Origin of the sequence: Streptomyces sp. NBC_01433 (assembly GCF_026340105.1) — a bacterium.
Classification (GTDB): domain Bacteria; phylum Actinomycetota; class Actinomycetes; order Streptomycetales; family Streptomycetaceae; genus Streptomyces.
Map to the genome: position 1 here is coordinate 256,199 of NZ_JAPEPM010000006.1, position 15,127 is coordinate 271,325.

The window sequence follows — 15,127 nt, forward strand, 5'->3', positions numbered from 1 at the left end:
TCGCCCACTACTAAATGCCGGCCCCGCTACCGACGGCGTCGCGCGACAGTCAGGAAGCGAGATGGAGGGCGCGCGTGGCGGCCCGCTTCCGCTTCTCGGCGATCTTCTTGTCCAGCGCCCGCTGCAAGCTGCCGAAGGTCTCGCTGCCCTGGCGTTTGAGCAGCGCCGGGATCCGATTTGCTGGAATTCCGACCTTTGGCGACTCGCTCAGGACCGACAGTAGATCGGACTCCGTCTGGTCGGTGTAGCCCGCCGCCTCTACCTCCTCGGCACTGGGGAACACTTCGGCGTGACGGTCCGGACGGTCGCCTTCGAGGACGAGTAGATGGTCTTCCATCCCGCCCAGGCTGTAGCACCAGAGGAAGTTCTTGGGTGGATTCGGCTCGACCAGCCTGCGAAACATTGAAACGGATTTCGTGTAGCAGTAGAACCAGGTGTCTTCCGGTGCGTCGCGCATAATGCGAAGCCACGCCTCAAGGTATTCATCCGAATGGAAATCTCCGGAATCGTGAAGCCTGATCCATTTTCCCCGGAATCGCTTATGGCGGATCTCCTCGGCCATCTGTGCTTCCCAGTCGGCGAGTGCGTACATCGTCATCCACATATTGCGCTCATGTGCGGCCAGTACCACCGGAAAACGATACGTTCCAACTCGGGCGTAGCACAGCTTGGCGCACGCCCCGGCCTCAGGGCAGGCGTTGTACGTCGATCCGTCCGCGAATCGTCCTGCCCAGGCGGGAAGTGAAAAGTTGAAGATCCCTTCTGCCCGCAGCTGGCTGTTCTGAGTAAGGAGCCGGCGCGGCTTCTGGGTGTTCGTACGGGTCTTGTCGGTGGTCGTGGTGTCGCTCATGTCGTGCTTTCCGGCTGGTGGGAGTCCCGGGCATCGGCCGGGCAGTTGTCGTGAGGTGCGGCACACGCGTGCACCCCGAACTTGGTGACGCCGTCCGGCGACATCAGCGCCAGGTAGGCGAGGCCGATGTCGAGTTGCTGGCCGGCCTGCGCGGTGTGCTTCTTGGTCGGGAACTGGATGGCGTCGCCGCGGCTGCCGATCGCTTTGGCGGCGGACTCTCGATGCTGCTCCAGCGCGTATTCAGGCCTGCGGTGCAACTCGAGCATCGCTACCGGCAGTGCCCACAGCAGGTGCTCGGCGAGCCCGTCGTGGAAGATCTGTTCCTTCTCGGTGAGCCGGCGGGGAGTCGGAACTGACACGACGGTGATGCGCGGTTTGGCCTGCGGGGGCTGGGCGCTCGGCTGGGACTGGGGAGTCTGGGAGGGCATCGGTGCTACTTCGATCTGGTCGGGTACGTGGGGGCGCGGGTTCTGGCTAGCTGCACGGGCGCGTGCCGGGCAGTTGGTGCGGGATCGGGCAGTCGTCTCGATGGGCGGGCGACGTGCGGTAGAGCGGGAACTCGGCAAGTTCACGGGTGCTGTGCAGCCAGTCGCCGTAGTCGGCGAGGCTGGTGACGCACACCGTGGGGACCTGCGCCGCGCAGTGCGGACACGGAGCGATGGGACTGAGGGCGAAGCGCCGGTCCTCGTCGTACGCGGCGAGAAACTCGCGGGGAGAGTCCCCGCCCGATATCCGCAGCCGTAGGGCCTGGCCGACCGCCCCCTCGGCCACGGGATGCACTTCATCGGCCTGGCAGGAGATGGCAACCCAACGCTTGAGGCAGAGCACGCGGCGCAGCATGCGCCGTGCGCAGTCGGTGGTGGCGAAGACAGCGTACGGAGCTGTAGTCGCTGCACCGACGCAGCCTGCGGCACCGCTTTCGGCCCGCTGCCCAGCCGCGCGGAGCGCTGCTTGGTCGAGCTGAGCGAGAGAGCGCGTCCTCATGATGAACGACATAGTCAACTCCACGTAAAAGACGGCCTATTGGAAGGAATGACGGGCCCGGGCGGCAAGGGCACGCCCGGGCCCGGAGCCTCCGCCGCGCTGGGAGGGGACGGGGGAGGCTGAGCCGCACGAAGCGGCTCCTTCGAGGTGGCGTGCGGACGATGAGCCACGCCCACCGACACCTCAAGAGTACGTCAGTAAAACCATTTAAGCAATATTCCAGCCGATGCACCTAGCTCGCGTCGGCCGTGGACCCTCGGTCGGCGTCCGGGCGCCCCGGCGGGCGGCCCGTGGGGTCGGGAGGGTCGCGACTGCCTGGCGTTCGCCGCCTCGATCGACTCGGGGGGAGGTGGGGCGGGCGCGAGGTGGGCGCTCTGAATCTGCTAGTTGCTTAATCAGAAGTGATGCTGTAGAGTTGTGTCATCGACGCCGGAGAACGTGACCGGCGAGCATTAAGCAGAAAGGTGGCGGACGACTTGTTCACCACTGACCAGAAGCCCGTTTTCGTCTACGGCACGCTCCGTGCCGGACAGGGCAACTACTTTGGCATCCTCAAGGGCACCACGGTTCAGGAGCGCCCGGCGATCCTGAACGGCTACACCCTCTTCGGTCGCGGAGTCCCCTTCGCTGTTCAGCGTGAGGACCGGATCGTCGTAGGTGAGGTCATGGACGTCGACACCGAGCTGTGGCCCGGCGTGCTCCGTAATCTCGACCGCCTTGAGGGCTACCACGGTGAGGGATGCACCAACATGTACGACCGCGAGGTTCGTACGGTCACTCTTGACGACGGCAGCACGGTCGAGGCGTACGTCTACCTCGCGGGCAAGTCGTCCCGCCGCTGGTTCATCGACTCCGAGGAGATTCCCGGCGGGGACTTCGTCAAGGCGGAATCCCAGTACGGGTACTCCTGGTAGTCCGCATCGCCACCGCATGAACCCCGATACCGGGCGGCGGATGGCACAACCCATCACGAAACACCCGTCAGGCCGCGTGCCGCGCGGCCTGACGGCTTGAGCAGTACACCCGGGCCCCTTCTGGGCGTCCGAGGCGAAGTAAGGAACAACCATGTGCGGTCTGTTCGGAGTTATCCGCAACCAGACCTGTGACCCCACTCGCGCAACCATCATGTGCGTTGCCCTCGGCCAGTTGGCCGAAGAGCGGGGTAAGGACTCAGCGGGGCTGGCAATCGCCACCTCCGCGACCAAGAAGCTCGACCGGCGCCCGGTCACCAACCGGCGCGACGTGACGGCGGGCGGCTGGCGCATCATCAAGGGACCGGGCCGGTTCCGTGACGTGTGGAAGCCCACGTACAGGAGCGCCCTCGACGCGGCACCCGTCGCTCTCGGGCACACCCGATGGAAGACGCAGGGTGGGACCACGCTGGTCAACTCCAGCCCGCTCCAGGTGGGTCAGCTCATCGGCACGCACAACGGAGACGTTGACGCGTGGCCGCTCAGGGCGGAGTTCGATCTCCAGCGGCCGACCGGTGACACTGACACCGAGGTCCTGTACCAGGCACTCGACCAGGCGGGCGGGGTCATCCTGCCCACCCTCGACGTCCTGAAGGCCACTGTGGGCCGAGCCGCGCTGGCGTGGACCGACCGGCGCTGGCCGCAGCTCGTCATGCTGGCACGTACAGCGGTGAGCCCGCTCTCCATCGCTGTCGACACGGACGGGAACCTGTACTGGGCGTCCAACCCGGGCTGGTTCCGCAAGGCCGCTCGGGCAGCGGACGTCACCATCGCGACGATCCTGATGGTGCCGGAGGGAACGCTGATGATGGTGGACTACTCCAAGGGCGCGCCAGTTCTCGCGGGCGACCGTCAGTTCACCGCCACGGCGCGTGCCAAGGACGACCGGCTGGCCCACCTCGTCGCATACCGGGGCTTCAGCATCAAGGACCAGGCGGCAGACGAGGAGGTGTGCGGCCACCGGACGCTCCGTGAGCCCCAGCGCTCGCGGTCCGTTCCGCCGACGCTGTGGCTCTCACCCAGCAAGTGAACCCAGCGATCCCGAAGTAGGGGCCGGGCACCGCATCATGCGGTGCCCGGCCCCTTTTTCTTCCTGTCCCTCGCCCTGTCGGAGTTCAGCGCCCGTCGTGCCAGCGGGTGCCGGCGAACAGCGCGGCGACCTGCGCCCGGTTCTCCTCCCGGCTGAAGATCCTGTCCACCATGCTGCGGAACGAGCGCGTGGTGTTGGTCCACGCCTCGCCGGTCAGCGGACCACGCTGGCCGGCTGCGGCCCGGGCCCGGCGGTGATGCCCGACACGCTGAGGGGGCGGCGCAGGGGTAGTTCCGGCCTCTCGCAAAGCCGCGTTCGTCAGGCCGAGCGACACGTTGACCTGCGCCTGGATGGTTCCGGGGTCCAACGAGCCGTCCCACATCCGGAACTCGGCATGATCGCTCTCCCGCCCGCTGACGGACTGGAAGTTCAGCCCGATGTGGTGGCTGTTGTTGTAGCTCTGCACGGACGAGACCGAGGTGTATGGGCGTGATGGCTCGCTGTTCGGGGTGCACCACTCCAGGCCACGGTGCCGGTCGGCTCCCGGATTCTGGGCGACTCGGTATATGACGTCCTCGTACCCGGCCACGGTGTTGATCAGCTGATTGTGGTTGGCGACGGTGTGGTCGTAGTCAGGAACGGCCACATGGACGTGACCACCAGTTCGCGCGCTGGCGATACCTCCGTTGCGCTGGACGATCTCGCACACCTGCGCCAGGTTGTTCCAGGTCTGCGGCTCGTCGTACAGGATCGGCGAGACGATCTCACCCGCGACGGTCCCGTCCCTCTCCAGGCGCCAGGCATTCGGGGCGTCGGTATACCCCTCGCGCGCCGAGGCGTGCCAGCCGTGCATGTACGGGTCTGGTGCGATGCCGGCGGCGTGAAGGTCGCGAGCGATCCGCTGGTTAGCTGCCTGCCGCTCGGACTGCGGCATCGACGGGGGGTAGTCGAACTCGATCTCGACACCGAAAGCACGCCCGCTTTCGCGCGCGCCGAGGCCCCCGGTGGCGTTCTCCGTCATGTACGGCACCAGCGCTTCGCCCGCGTTCCTGCGCGCCCGGGCCTGGTCGTACGCCTCCTGGAAGGCGTCCATGTCGTCCGAGTAGGAGCGCACCGCGGGTTGCGACGCTCTTTCGGCACGTGCTTGGTCCTGTGCTGCGATCGAGGCGGCATGCTCGGCGGCGACCTCGTTGAGAACTTCCTGGGCCGCCGCCCGGTCGACTGCCGTGTGGCCACGGGAGCTGAGCGTTTCCTGAATCAGGTTGGCCATCGCAGCCCGACGGTCGCACGTGCTGGCGTCACCGCCGTCGTGCAAGTCGGGGCACAAGCACTGAAGATCCTCTGACGTCACCTCCGGCTGGCCGGAGGGGCCACGGGTGACCCGGACGTCACCGTAGACGTGATGACTTTCGATGTTGCCGCCTACTTGGACCAGGGCGTCCTGCTCGTCAGTCACTTGGCCCAGAATGACGTCTGGACGCCGTGGCAGAAACACCATGTGGTCATCACTGCTGGTCACATAGAACTGATTAAGAGGTGCATCCTCCGCACTGGTGTCAATGATGCGAACCTCGGCGCGTTCTGCCCGTTCCTCAATGGTCAGCGGCGCGGCCTCGGCAACGAGCGTGTCGGTGCCGCGCGTCGGCGCGACGCTGTGGTGCTGGTGATCTATACGGCTTCCCGAACCCACGGTCATTCCCCTCGGACATTGGGCGGCAGCGCGCCCTCTGCAGCAGCCACCTGGATCACGCCGGCCTCGTGGAGCGAGACCAGCAGGCTCCATTCGTCATCCGGCTCGATCCAGACCAGCGCCCCATCCGGCCCCTCGGGCCGGGCCAGCCGACCAGCCGGCTTGTAGAACGTGGTCACCAGGACGAGCGGTACCGGGGCGTCCCAGCGGCTGACCACAGGCGGCGTGTCCCGCGGGGCGAGGATCGCCTGCTGCTGCTCGGGTGTGCACTGCCCGAATTCCTCCGATGCCGCGAGCACCGCCTGCATCTGGACCTGAAGGCGCAGGGCGAGCCGGATGCGGGCTGCTGCCTTCTCCTTCGGGCTGACCAGTTCGGGGTACTCCGGAATCAGACCTTCCACGAGCTCGGTCGGGGTGTCGGCGTAGCCGCGCCAGCTCCCCCCGTCGTAGATCATCTCGAAGACGTAGTTGCCCCCGTCCTCCTTGGTGGGCGGGTCCAGCGGCGTAGCGGCGGACGAGGCGTTGCGGGTACGGATGAAAGTCATGACATCTCCCATGGATTAGCGGCCCTGCCAGCGAGTTTGCTGGAACAGAGAGGTTGCCTGCGCCTTATCCTCGGGGCGCTGGAAAAGCGAGTCGACCATCTGCCGGAAGTCGGCGGTGTTCGTGCGCCAATCGTCACCGGAGAGCCGGCGCCGCTGTCCGACACCGGCTTGGCTGCGCTGCTCCCGGTGGCTTCCCAACGCCATGCGTGAACCGGCAGGGGCGCTGTCCTGGCGGACAGCTGCAGCTGCCAAGCCCAAGGACAGCTTGACCTGCGTCTGGATCACCGAGGGGCTGAGCGAGCCGTCCCACAGCCGGAACTCACCATGGGCGCTCTGCCCGCCGCGCATTGCCCCGCTCAGGTTCACGGCCATGCCGTGGTACGACTGGACCTGCGAGAGGGCCGTGTACCCCTGGGACGGAACGGGGTTGGGTCGGCACCAGCGCGTGCCGCGGTGACGGTTGCCTTCGGACGACGGATTCTGGGCGAGCCGGTACAGGACGTCCTCATGCTGAGCGTAGGTCTGCATGAGCCGGGTGTGGTTGGCGACGTCGTGGTCATAGTCGTGCATGCCCACGTGGACATGACCGCCTGTACCGAACGAGGCGCGACCGCCGTTGCGTTCGACGATCTCGCACACCTGCGCCAGGTTGTTCCAGGTCTGCGGCTCGTCGTAGAGGATCGGTGAGACGATCTCGCCCGCGACGGTGCAGTCGTCCTCCAGACGCCACGCGTTGGGGGCATCGGTGTACCCCGCCTGCTGCTGCGCGTGGTACCCGTGCTGGTGGCTGTCGCGGGCCAGACCCGCTTCGTGCATCTCACGGCCGATGTTCCGGAGCGCCGTACGTCGGTCGACGCCGGGCTGGATGTCGAACTCGATCTCGACGCCGAACCCACGGCCGCCCTCGCGGGCGCCGAGACCACCGGTGGCGTTCTCCGTCATGTACGGGATGACCTGTTCACCGCGTTCCGCACGGTCACGGGCGGCTTCGAAGTCACGCTGAAAAGCGTCGAAGTCGTCGGTGTAGTTGACCGGCCGGTCCGCCGGCCACTGTTCCCGGGCCTGTTCCTGAAGGGCGGTGGCCGCCTGGTGCTCGGCCGCGACCTCGTCCAGGACCTGCTGGGCGGCAGCACGCTGAACCGCTCGCTCATCAACGCCGAGGTGCCCCTCCGTGGAGCTGCCCCGCTGTGCCGGCACGTTGCCATTCATCGCCGAACGGAGAGCATCTATCGCCTCTTGGGATGCCAGGCCCGTCAGATCCGGCCTTGAGCTTTCACCCTGCACTGGAAAATCGCGGTCCTCGTCATCGTTTTCATCGAATGCCGCCGGGACCTCCCCGTACTCGTCTTGCAGGCGCTGACGGACTTGGGCGTACTCCTCCTGCTCGACGGGGGTCAAGCCCAGAAGGTCAAGGCGTTCGCGAAGTTGAAGTGCCCGGCTGATCAACTGCAGGTGGGCTTCCTCGTCTGACGCCGTGATGGTGGCATTCGACGCGGTGGTGGCTACGAGGTGGTGCTGGTGGTCGATCCTGCTGCCGGAACCCATCGTGATGGCTCCTTTCGTTGCTCTGGGCGGACGGGGCGGTGTGCGGACTTGCGCGGCGGGCGCTACCAGCCCGCTGAGTCGGGCTGTTGCCAGCGGGTGACGGCATAGAGCGCAGCGGCCTGCTCCATCTGGCTGCGGCGGTTGAAGATCTCGTCCGTGAACCGCCGGAAGTTGAGGGAGTTGGCCTCCAGATCCGGGATGGAAAGCCGCTGGTCGGGCCCCCATTCCTGGCGGTGGCGCCCCAACGACATCGGCTCGTTGTGCCGGGAATGTGAGGGGCCTCCTCGAACGGCTGCGGCCACCATGCCCAGGGAGAGATTGACCTGCGTCTGGATGACGGCGGGATCGACCGAGCCGTCCCACAGTCGAAATTCGCCGTGGTCGCTGCGTTCGCCGCGCGCCGCCGTGAGGTTGACGGCCATGCCGTGTCGTGCGCGGCTTCGGACGTCGGGCAGGGAGCGGAAGCCTGCTGAGGGGACGCGGTTGGGCTCGCACCACTCCGTCCCGCGGTGTGCGGAGTCCGGGGCGTTCCGGTTGGCCGCGAGCCGGAACAGGACGTCCTCGTAGTCGCCGTACATCTGCATCAGCCGGTGGTGGTTGGCGATGTCGTGGTCGTAGTCGTGCAGACCGACGTGGACGTGCCCGCCGGTCCGCTCGCTGGCGCCGCCCCCGTGCCGCTGGACGATCTCGCAGACCGTGGCCAGGTTCTGCCAGGACTGCCGGTCGTCGTAGAGGATCGGTGAGACGATCTCGCCCGCGACGGTGCAGTCGTCCTCCAGGCGCCACGCGTTGGGGGCGTCGGTGTACCCCGCGTTCTGCTGCGCGTGGTAGCCGTGCTGGCGGCTGTCGCGGGCCAGGCCGGCCTCGTACAGGTCCCGGCCGATGGCGCGCATGGCCTCGTCGCGGTCGTCATAGTCGCCGTCGGTGTCGAACTCGATCTCCACTCCGAAGCCGCGCCCTCCCTCGCGGGCCCCCAGGCCTCCTGTGGCGTCTTCGAGCAGGAAGGGCACTGCTGCCTCACCGCGGACTTCTCGGTTCCAGGCGGCATCGTGGATCTCACGGAATGCTTCGAAGTCCTCTACGAAGCTGATCTCCGGCTCACTGGGCCACCGGTCGCGGGCCTGCACCGCCAGGGCGGCAGCTGTCTGGTGCTCCTCCAGGACCTCGTCCAGAACCAGTTGCGCGGCGGCACGCTGCACGGGAACACTGGCCGGCGGCTCGCTGGCCCGGGGAGGAAAGCCTGGGTTCTGCTGCTCTTCGGCGTCCTCACGCTCGACGTCCTCAATGAGGCCGGGCGCGTTCCACAGGTCGTGCTCGTGTCGAAGCCGGTCACGCAGGCCCCAGTACTCAATGGATTCCTCGAGCGTGGCTTGGCCGTTGTTCTCCTCCCAGCGGGTCTGGAGCTGCAGGCACTGGTCGATGAGGTCACGCTGACGCTCGGGCATGAGGTCGACGCCACCGGCCGGGGCCTCGATCGTCAGCCCCGCCGTGGTGGTGGCGACGAGGTGGTGCTGGTGGTCGATCCTGCTGCCCGAGCCCATGATCAGGCCCCGTTCCGTGCGGTGATCGTCCCGTCGGCGAGCCCGGCGTAGAAGCGGACGTTGGCGGTGAACAGGTCTTCGGTGCGGGCCTGGGTGTCGACGCGTCCCTCCGCCGTCATGACCGCGCCGTGACGGGCGTACTGCAGCGGGTTCTGGCTGATCAGGTAGAGGCGCCCGGGGAAAAGCGCCTGGAGCGTGGCGATGCGGTCGGCCCGGCTCGCCCCGGTGAGGACCATGGGCAGGTCCGGTGGGAGCGTGGCGGCCAGGTAGGTCAGACCGGGAATCGCCATCTCCTCCCAGTCGGCCTGGGTGCGGAAGGTCTGCAGGTTCATGGCGAGGGCGGGCGGGAGCGTGGGGGACTCGTCGAGCCAGTCGAGGTAGCGGTCGAGGTCCTCCAGCCGCAGCCAGTAGATGTTGGGGACCGCGGTGACGCCGGCCGCGGAGAGTTCCTGCGCGAGCATCAAGTTGCGGCGCATGTTGATCAGGTTCTCGGCGCGGGGCTGGTTGAAGTACATGCTGGCGTTCGGCGTGAGAACGAGGTCCCACTCCTGGGCGGCGAGCATGTCGGCGAAGCCGTCGGCCTTACGCCGAGTCCAGTAGGCCTCCACGAGCGGGTCCTCCGCGTACCCGCTGAGGATGGCCTTCTGCTCGCCACGCAGGTCCAGGAACTGGCGGGCGGTCTTGCCCTCCCAGCGCGGGAACAGCTTGTGGGTCCTGGGGCTGATGACCCGGCGCAGCCCGAGCGCGTAGGCGGGCCAGTCGAGCTGGGCGTCGAGCGTGCGCACGTCGTGCCCGTCGACCTGGGGGGTGAACAGGGGCAGGTCGGGGAGCGCGCCCGGTACGCGCAGACCGGTGAAGTGCATGGTGTTGCCGATGTCCTTCATCCAGGCATCCCGGTCGGGCCGGGTGCCGCAGCGGATGGGGCAGCGGGTGCAGGCCAGGCCCGGCTCGCTGCCGGGAACCGGGTCCTCGGCGCGCGCGCAGCCGCAGTACTCGCAGCTGGAAGTGCAGCCCGAGCAGACGGGTTCGACGGCCCGAGGGTTGTCCATGAAGAACGGGCAGTTGTTGCAGTCGCACCCGGACGCGGGTGCGGGAGCGGAGGGAGCGGGTTGCCCGATTCCGGGCATCGGCAGGGAGACGGTCATGCGACGGTCCTTTCAGTGCCGGCGCTGGTGTGGCGCTGGAGATCGGTCAGGAGCATGCGGAGCGAGCCCGCATCGAATCGGTGCAGGCTGCGGCCTTCGGCCAGCTGCGCGTTGAGGCCGCGCAGTCCCTCCAAGGCAGCGGCGAGTACCGGCGGGTCGACAGGCTCAGGGGTCTCATCCCACTCATCGGCTGGCAGGGACTGCTCGCCGTCCGAGGCGGCCAGTCCCAGCGAAGAGCTCTGGGGTCCTGTCGGCCCGGCGTGGCCGCTCGGGGACGCGGCCTCTTCGTTGCCGGAGACAGCCGATTCCTGCGCTTCGCCGTCGGCCGACTCCGCGAAGTCCTCGCTCCCGCTTTCCTCCCTCTGGGCAGTGCTGCGGGAAAGCGTCGCGGCACGTTCCGCGTTGGCCTGCTCGTGGGCAGTGACCGCGGTGCTGACCGCGATCTCGGCCGGCATCTCCGGGTTCGTGGCCTGCGCTCGGGTGGCCGCCGAGAGCAGATCGGTGCGCCCCAGCCGCTTGACGGCCTGCCACAGCTCGGAGGCGGCCTCACGGCGGCCGCGGCTGAGACGGGCCAAGTTCGTCCGCGCGGCCAGTGCGACCTGGTGCTGGTCCATGTCCGCGGACAGTTCGCGCGGCAGGGTCCGGAAGGCGGCCACGACCTCACGGGCGCGCCGCGAGGTGATCTGCAGGCCGAGGCGGCGCAGCACGAGATTCCACGGTGCGGCCAGGTTGGCGTCGCTGCCGCGCAGCTTCTCCAGGGCCTCGAAACGGGCGACAGGGTCTTCGAGCCGCTGGATGTCCTCGCTCACCTCGATGCCGGCGTTGTCGAGCTGGGTGCGCAGGATCGCGCTGCGCTCGAGCAGCAGGGCGTTGGCGAGCTCGCCGGGCTGGAGGTCCTCCCGCGCCAGGTTCTCCACCAGCTGCCACGTGCGGCGGTCCTCATCGCTGATCGGCCCGGGGCAGATGACTGCGGGCAGCTTCTCGAACCGGGGGTTGTCCGGCTGGTTGACCGCACCCCAGCGGCAGGCCCGGTAGCGGCGCTCGCCGATCACCAGGCGCCGCTGGACGCGGCCCTCCGGGCCGGGCAGCTCTTCCACCAGGACCGGGTGGAGAACCCCGACGGCCGAGATCGAGGTGATCAGGTCGGCGAGGCCCTCGGGGCTGGTGCTCGGTCCGGGGCCGCGCCCCTGCACGTCGGTGTAGACCGAGCCGCGCATCGGCAGCAGCTCGAAGCGCCGCTGGCGCAGTTGCTCAGAACTCTCCAGGGCTTTAGCCAGACCCGCGGTCGCGCGTGTGGGGGCCAGGGATTCTTCAACAGCGATGCTCATCAGCGGAGCCTCCTTTCACAGGTCGGTCGTCAGGCGGGGTGGCCCGGCCCCGAGGGTTGTCGCGTAGCAGGTCAGCGGGGTGCGGGCGAAGCCGGCGGGTGCCGAGCGGGCGCCGCGGAGCTCGGTTGGCGAAGGAGCATGTCGGTCAGGGGATGCCGCTCTTCGGGCGTCCCGCGCAGCAGCGGGGTGAAGATCTGCCCGAACGGCCCGCGCTCGCGCAGCTGTTGGAGAGTGGTGACTCCGACCGAGAGCTGACGGGCGATCCGGGCCAGGCGTGGGTCGACCCGCGTGAGCGTGTACAGGTCCTCGGTGCGGTCGGCGAGTCGCTTGGCCAGGGTGGGGCCGGGCACGCCGTCCAGGATGATCAGCAGGCGCGGGAAGGCCGGATAGGTGTGCTGCCACGCAGGCCGGGTCGATGCCGCGGAGCGCTTCGCACGATCGGGGTGCTGGGGCACGAACTCGTACAGCCGCCCGTACGCGGACACCTTCTTGGCGAGCTCGGCCGTGGTCATGGTGGCCCGGTCGAGCTCGATGAACAGGTTCAGCATCGTGCGCGCCTGGCGGTGGACGTGCACGTAGTGCAGGACGGCGTCGGAGATGACGTGGTCGTCCTCGAACCTCCGCTGCCCGTCGCGGATACGGTGGGCGACCTCCGGCGTCCATGACAGCGGTGTGCAGTCATGGCCGAGCCGGTGTGCGTGCGCAACGAACGCACACCCGACCTCGTTGACGGCCAGAGTGTGAGCCTGACGCGTGCTGGCCGCTGATTCGGGCGTGACCCGGTAGCGGCGGGAGAACACCTCTGTCGCCTGTTCCACGGCGTCCGCGCCCGACTCCGTCAGGAACCATACGTAGGGCCTGTTGAAATGGTGACCTCCACCGGCCTGGCCCTGGGCCCGAAGACGCTGGACAAGTCCGCTCTCTTCGAGATCTGCGAGCTGCCTGCGCAGGTAGGAGGATCCGCGGGCGGCAGGGGTGAGCAGCCGGTGAAGCTGGCCCGTGGTCATGATGCGGTGCTGGTAGAGCAGGTCGAGGGCCGTTTTGGCGACGGCATGGAAGCTGCGGGTCCGCTGCGGCCGGTGCAGCGGCTCGTGATCGGTCAGCGTGCTCATCCGACTCGTGACCCCTTGTTCTTGATGAGGAAAGTGACGTTGTCGGGGGCCGGCTCCTGCTCCGCCGGCGGGTCAGGGGTGTCACCCGACGGCCCCGGCCCCGCGTCGTCGACCGGCGGCTCATCCGGACCCGTGCCCGGGTCCTCGTCGTCCGGCGGCGGGGGCGGGAGCGTGGCCAGGAACAGCCGGAGGCGGGTGTCGAGCTTGCCGAGATCGTCGAGGATGTCCCGCACCCGGCGCCTGCGCAGGTTCTTGTTCACCGCCGTGTCCAGGCCCTCGACGTCGTCCTCGCGCAGGTAGTCGCCGTACAGTTCCTCGACACTCGCGCCGCGCACCCGGAAGGGGTTGGACTGCCCGCCGTCGAGGGTGACCGACATGACGTAGTGGTAGCGCTGCAACTGCGAGATCGTGTCGGCTTCGACCTTCTTGCCCCACCTGCGCGTGACCAGCTGCGCCTCGTCGATGTCGCTGGCCGTCGTCGACAGGATCGACAGGTTCTGCATCAGCCCCTGCCGCGTCGTCGGCGAAAGACGCTGCGACATCTGCGTCATCGCCAGCAGCTTGACCTTGTACTTCCGAAGCTGCTCGGCGATCGCGGCGAGGGTTCCCTTGCTCGCACCGTCCACCGCGGTGAGCTCGTCGATGAACACGTAGAAGTCCTTGCGGTCCGCCACGGGCTGGGTGCGCCGCGAGAGGCCGGCGCGGAAGAGGTCGTAGATCAGCAGGCAGGAGACGATCCGGTCGGTGTCACCAGTGCCCGACGGGCACACGAAGACGATCTTCCCGGTGTCCATCGCACGCCGGATGTCGTACGTGCTGAGCGACGAACCCAGAAAGCCCTTCAGACTGTTGGAGCTGTCGAGCCGCTCGATGATGTTCGTGACGACAGGAGTCGCCTCGTTCGAGTATTTCGGGTAGGTGTGCACCCAGAAGTCGCGCAACGTCTTGGGCAGGTACGGCACGATGGCCTCGCGCCATTCCTCGTCGTTGAGCAGGGTGCGGATCTGGAAGATGGTCGGTGCCAGCTCCGGCTTGCCTGCCTGCGAGAGGATCCAGGAGAGACGCGCGAGGGTCTCGACGGACCTTGTGAGGATGGTCTTGGCTCGGCCGGCGCTGTCGGACCAGTTGAGGGCGCTGGCGAAACCGGTGACGATCGCGTTGACAATGTCGGGGATATCCGATTCCCCGCGGTTCTCCATGGACAGCGGGTTCCAGGAGCCGACCATGGCGTCGAGGTCCGGCGAGGTCAGGTCGATCTCCCACATGCGCGGGGCGATCTGCGGGTGCGCGAGATACGGGCGTGCCCGCTGCCACCCGTCACCGTGCGGGTCCAAAAACATGGTTCCGTGGCCGTTGTGAGCGAGCGCGATCGCCTGGATCAAGCTCATCTCGGTCTTGCCGTAGCCGGCCTTTCCCAGGAAGAGGCCGAACAGGAGGTACGCCAAGGGCAGGCCCGCCAGGCGCTCGCCGCCTCCGGGCTTGGACACCCACCCCAGGGGCAGCAGATCCGGCTGGCCGGTCCAGGTGGGCAGATTCGTCGGCGGCGGGGGCACCACGCCGCCGGAACGGGCAACGTTCGCCGCCATGTTGTGCTTCGTGGCCGGCTTGAGCAGCCCGGCGAGCTCGGCGCCGGTCACCCAGCTGGGCCGGCGCGGGGAGAACTCCCCGGTGGTGAATCGCCGGTCGAAACTGCGGCGGTACAGCTTCGAGTCCGCCCGAAGCCGCGTCACGAGCAGGTTCAGCCCGACCGGACGCAGGTGGTTGTCCCCGGCCCAGCCCTCGAGCGTTGCCATGATCTGCTCCAGCAGCATCCGCGGCCGCGACGGGTCGGAGGAGCAGGTCCGGATCAGCAGCTGCAGAGCGAAAACGGGATCCGCACCCGGCCCGAACTTGCCCATGGCCGCCTTGATGTCGGTGTGGTTCGGCATACGCTGCCGCTGGGCCGGCCGCTGACCGCCACCGCCGTGCTGACCGCGCAGCTCCGCGGCGATCTGGCTGCCCACGGAGGCGAGCTGACCGAAGCCGGAACCGCCCGACCCCTGCTGGGGAAGGCCCGGTATCGAGGGCATGTTGCTCGGGTTGCGGCGCGCCTGCGCCAGCAGTCGGCTTCGGCGACGGCCGACCTTGGAGGGTGAGATCGGTACCAGGTCCAAGACGATGTCCGCCCGTTCGCCCAGGTCCTCGCGCACGTCCGCGACGGCCGCGGCGAGCGCTTCCAGCGGGTCGGGCTTGAGCGGCACCTCTCGCAGGGCGAGGTGGTCGGGGAGCGCGAGGGCGAGTTCGGCACGGGCGAAGTGCTGCGTGGGCTTGTCCTTGCGGGGCTTGGGCCTGCGCGGCCCGCGTCCGTGGCCCTTCGGGGACTTCGAGTTCTTACTCATCACGACTT

13 protein-coding genes are annotated in these 15,127 nt (G+C 68.1%); 2 read left to right on the forward strand and 11 right to left on the reverse strand.

The annotated features are described in order from the left end of the window. Positions 1-49: 49 nt before the first annotated feature. Genes OG413_RS44755 through OG413_RS44765 form a run of 3 tightly spaced genes read right to left on the reverse strand, consistent with a single transcriptional unit; the run spans position 50 to position 1,834 of the window. The gene (locus OG413_RS44755) at positions 50-850 is read right to left on the reverse strand and encodes a hypothetical protein (protein WP_266815782.1); all 801 of its coding nucleotides are present in this window, start codon (positions 848-850) and stop codon (positions 50-52) included. Continuing rightward, complete coding sequence (locus tag OG413_RS44760; protein ID WP_266815783.1) at positions 847-1,278, reverse strand: hypothetical protein; 432 nt, start codon at positions 1,276-1,278, stop codon at positions 847-849. The genes OG413_RS44755 and OG413_RS44760 overlap by 4 nt, the downstream gene beginning before the upstream one ends. Positions 1,279-1,324: 46 nt before the next feature. Further along, a complete protein-coding gene (locus OG413_RS44765) occupies positions 1,325-1,834 on the reverse strand; it encodes a hypothetical protein (RefSeq protein ID WP_266815784.1) in 510 nt (169 codons plus the stop codon). A gap of 476 nt (positions 1,835-2,310) precedes the next feature. On the opposite strand from OG413_RS44765, the gene OG413_RS44770 reads away from it, so the two are divergent. After that, a complete protein-coding gene (locus tag OG413_RS44770) occupies positions 2,311-2,748 on the forward strand; it encodes a gamma-glutamylcyclotransferase family protein (RefSeq protein ID WP_266815785.1) in 438 nt (145 codons plus the stop codon). 151 nt (positions 2,749-2,899) lie between these two features. Continuing rightward, positions 2,900-3,835 (forward strand): hypothetical protein, encoded by a 936-nt coding sequence (locus tag OG413_RS44775; RefSeq protein ID WP_266815786.1) that lies wholly within the window; start codon positions 2,900-2,902, stop codon positions 3,833-3,835. Positions 3,836-3,920: 85 nt separating this feature from the next. Here the strand turns inward: OG413_RS44775 and OG413_RS44780 are convergent, their stop codons facing one another. The 8 genes from OG413_RS44780 to OG413_RS44815 all read right to left on the reverse strand — a co-directional run bounded on the left by OG413_RS44780 (position 3,921) and on the right by OG413_RS44815 (position 15,119). Further along, positions 3,921-5,525 (reverse strand): amidoligase family protein, encoded by a 1,605-nt coding sequence (locus OG413_RS44780; protein ID WP_266815787.1) that lies wholly within the window; start codon positions 5,523-5,525, stop codon positions 3,921-3,923. 2 nt (positions 5,526-5,527) lie between these two features. Then, positions 5,528-6,070 carry a hypothetical protein gene (locus tag OG413_RS44785; protein ID WP_266815788.1) on the reverse strand — a complete coding sequence of 181 codons (543 nt, stop codon included), beginning with the start codon at positions 6,068-6,070 and terminating at the stop codon, positions 5,528-5,530. 15 nt (positions 6,071-6,085) lie between these two features. Further along, a complete protein-coding gene (locus tag OG413_RS44790; RefSeq protein ID WP_266815789.1) occupies positions 6,086-7,615 on the reverse strand; it encodes an amidoligase family protein in 1,530 nt (509 codons plus the stop codon). A 62-nt stretch (positions 7,616-7,677) separates the two neighbouring features. Further along, positions 7,678-9,156, reverse strand: a complete 1,479-nt coding sequence (locus OG413_RS44795) for an amidoligase family protein (protein ID WP_266815790.1) — start codon at positions 9,154-9,156, stop codon at positions 7,678-7,680. A 2-nt stretch (positions 9,157-9,158) separates the two neighbouring features. Further along, complete coding sequence (locus tag OG413_RS44800; protein WP_266815791.1) at positions 9,159-10,301, reverse strand: DUF4417 domain-containing protein; 1,143 nt, start codon at positions 10,299-10,301, stop codon at positions 9,159-9,161. After that, the gene (locus OG413_RS44805) at positions 10,298-11,629 is read right to left on the reverse strand and encodes a ParB/RepB/Spo0J family partition protein (RefSeq protein WP_266815792.1); all 1,332 of its coding nucleotides are present in this window, start codon (positions 11,627-11,629) and stop codon (positions 10,298-10,300) included. The genes OG413_RS44800 and OG413_RS44805 overlap by 4 nt, the downstream gene beginning before the upstream one ends. Positions 11,630-11,700: 71 nt before the next feature. Further along, positions 11,701-12,741 carry a replication-relaxation family protein gene (locus OG413_RS44810; protein ID WP_266815793.1) on the reverse strand — a complete coding sequence of 347 codons (1,041 nt, stop codon included), beginning with the start codon at positions 12,739-12,741 and terminating at the stop codon, positions 11,701-11,703. Further along, positions 12,738-15,119, reverse strand: a complete 2,382-nt coding sequence (locus OG413_RS44815; RefSeq protein ID WP_266815794.1) for an ATP/GTP-binding protein — start codon at positions 15,117-15,119, stop codon at positions 12,738-12,740. Before OG413_RS44815 ends, OG413_RS44810 begins: the two co-directional genes overlap by 4 nt. Between the last annotated feature and the right edge of the window lie 8 nt (positions 15,120-15,127).

Excerpts from the sequence above, each read along its gene's own strand:
- OG413_RS44755 (WP_266815782.1), bottom strand. The coding sequence starts at position 850 with ATGAGCGACACCACGACCACCGACAAGACCCGTACGAACACCCAGAAG.
- OG413_RS44760 (WP_266815783.1), bottom strand. The coding sequence starts at position 1,278 with ATGCCCTCCCAGACTCCCCAGTCCCAGCCGAGCGCCCAGCCCCCGCAG.
- OG413_RS44765 (WP_266815784.1), bottom strand. The coding sequence starts at position 1,834 with ATGAGGACGCGCTCTCTCGCTCAGCTCGACCAAGCAGCGCTCCGCGCG.
- OG413_RS44775 (WP_266815786.1), top strand. The coding sequence starts at position 2,900 with ATGTGCGGTCTGTTCGGAGTTATCCGCAACCAGACCTGTGACCCCACT.
- OG413_RS44785 (WP_266815788.1), bottom strand. The coding sequence starts at position 6,070 with ATGACTTTCATCCGTACCCGCAACGCCTCGTCCGCCGCTACGCCGCTG.
- OG413_RS44790 (WP_266815789.1), bottom strand. The coding sequence starts at position 7,615 with ATGGGTTCCGGCAGCAGGATCGACCACCAGCACCACCTCGTAGCCACC.
- OG413_RS44795 (WP_266815790.1), bottom strand. The coding sequence starts at position 9,156 with ATGGGCTCGGGCAGCAGGATCGACCACCAGCACCACCTCGTCGCCACC.
- OG413_RS44800 (WP_266815791.1), bottom strand. The coding sequence starts at position 10,301 with ATGACCGTCTCCCTGCCGATGCCCGGAATCGGGCAACCCGCTCCCTCC.
- OG413_RS44805 (WP_266815792.1), bottom strand. The coding sequence starts at position 11,629 with ATGAGCATCGCTGTTGAAGAATCCCTGGCCCCCACACGCGCGACCGCG.
- OG413_RS44810 (WP_266815793.1), bottom strand. The coding sequence starts at position 12,741 with ATGAGCACGCTGACCGATCACGAGCCGCTGCACCGGCCGCAGCGGACC.
- OG413_RS44815 (WP_266815794.1), bottom strand. The coding sequence starts at position 15,119 with ATGAGTAAGAACTCGAAGTCCCCGAAGGGCCACGGACGCGGGCCGCGC.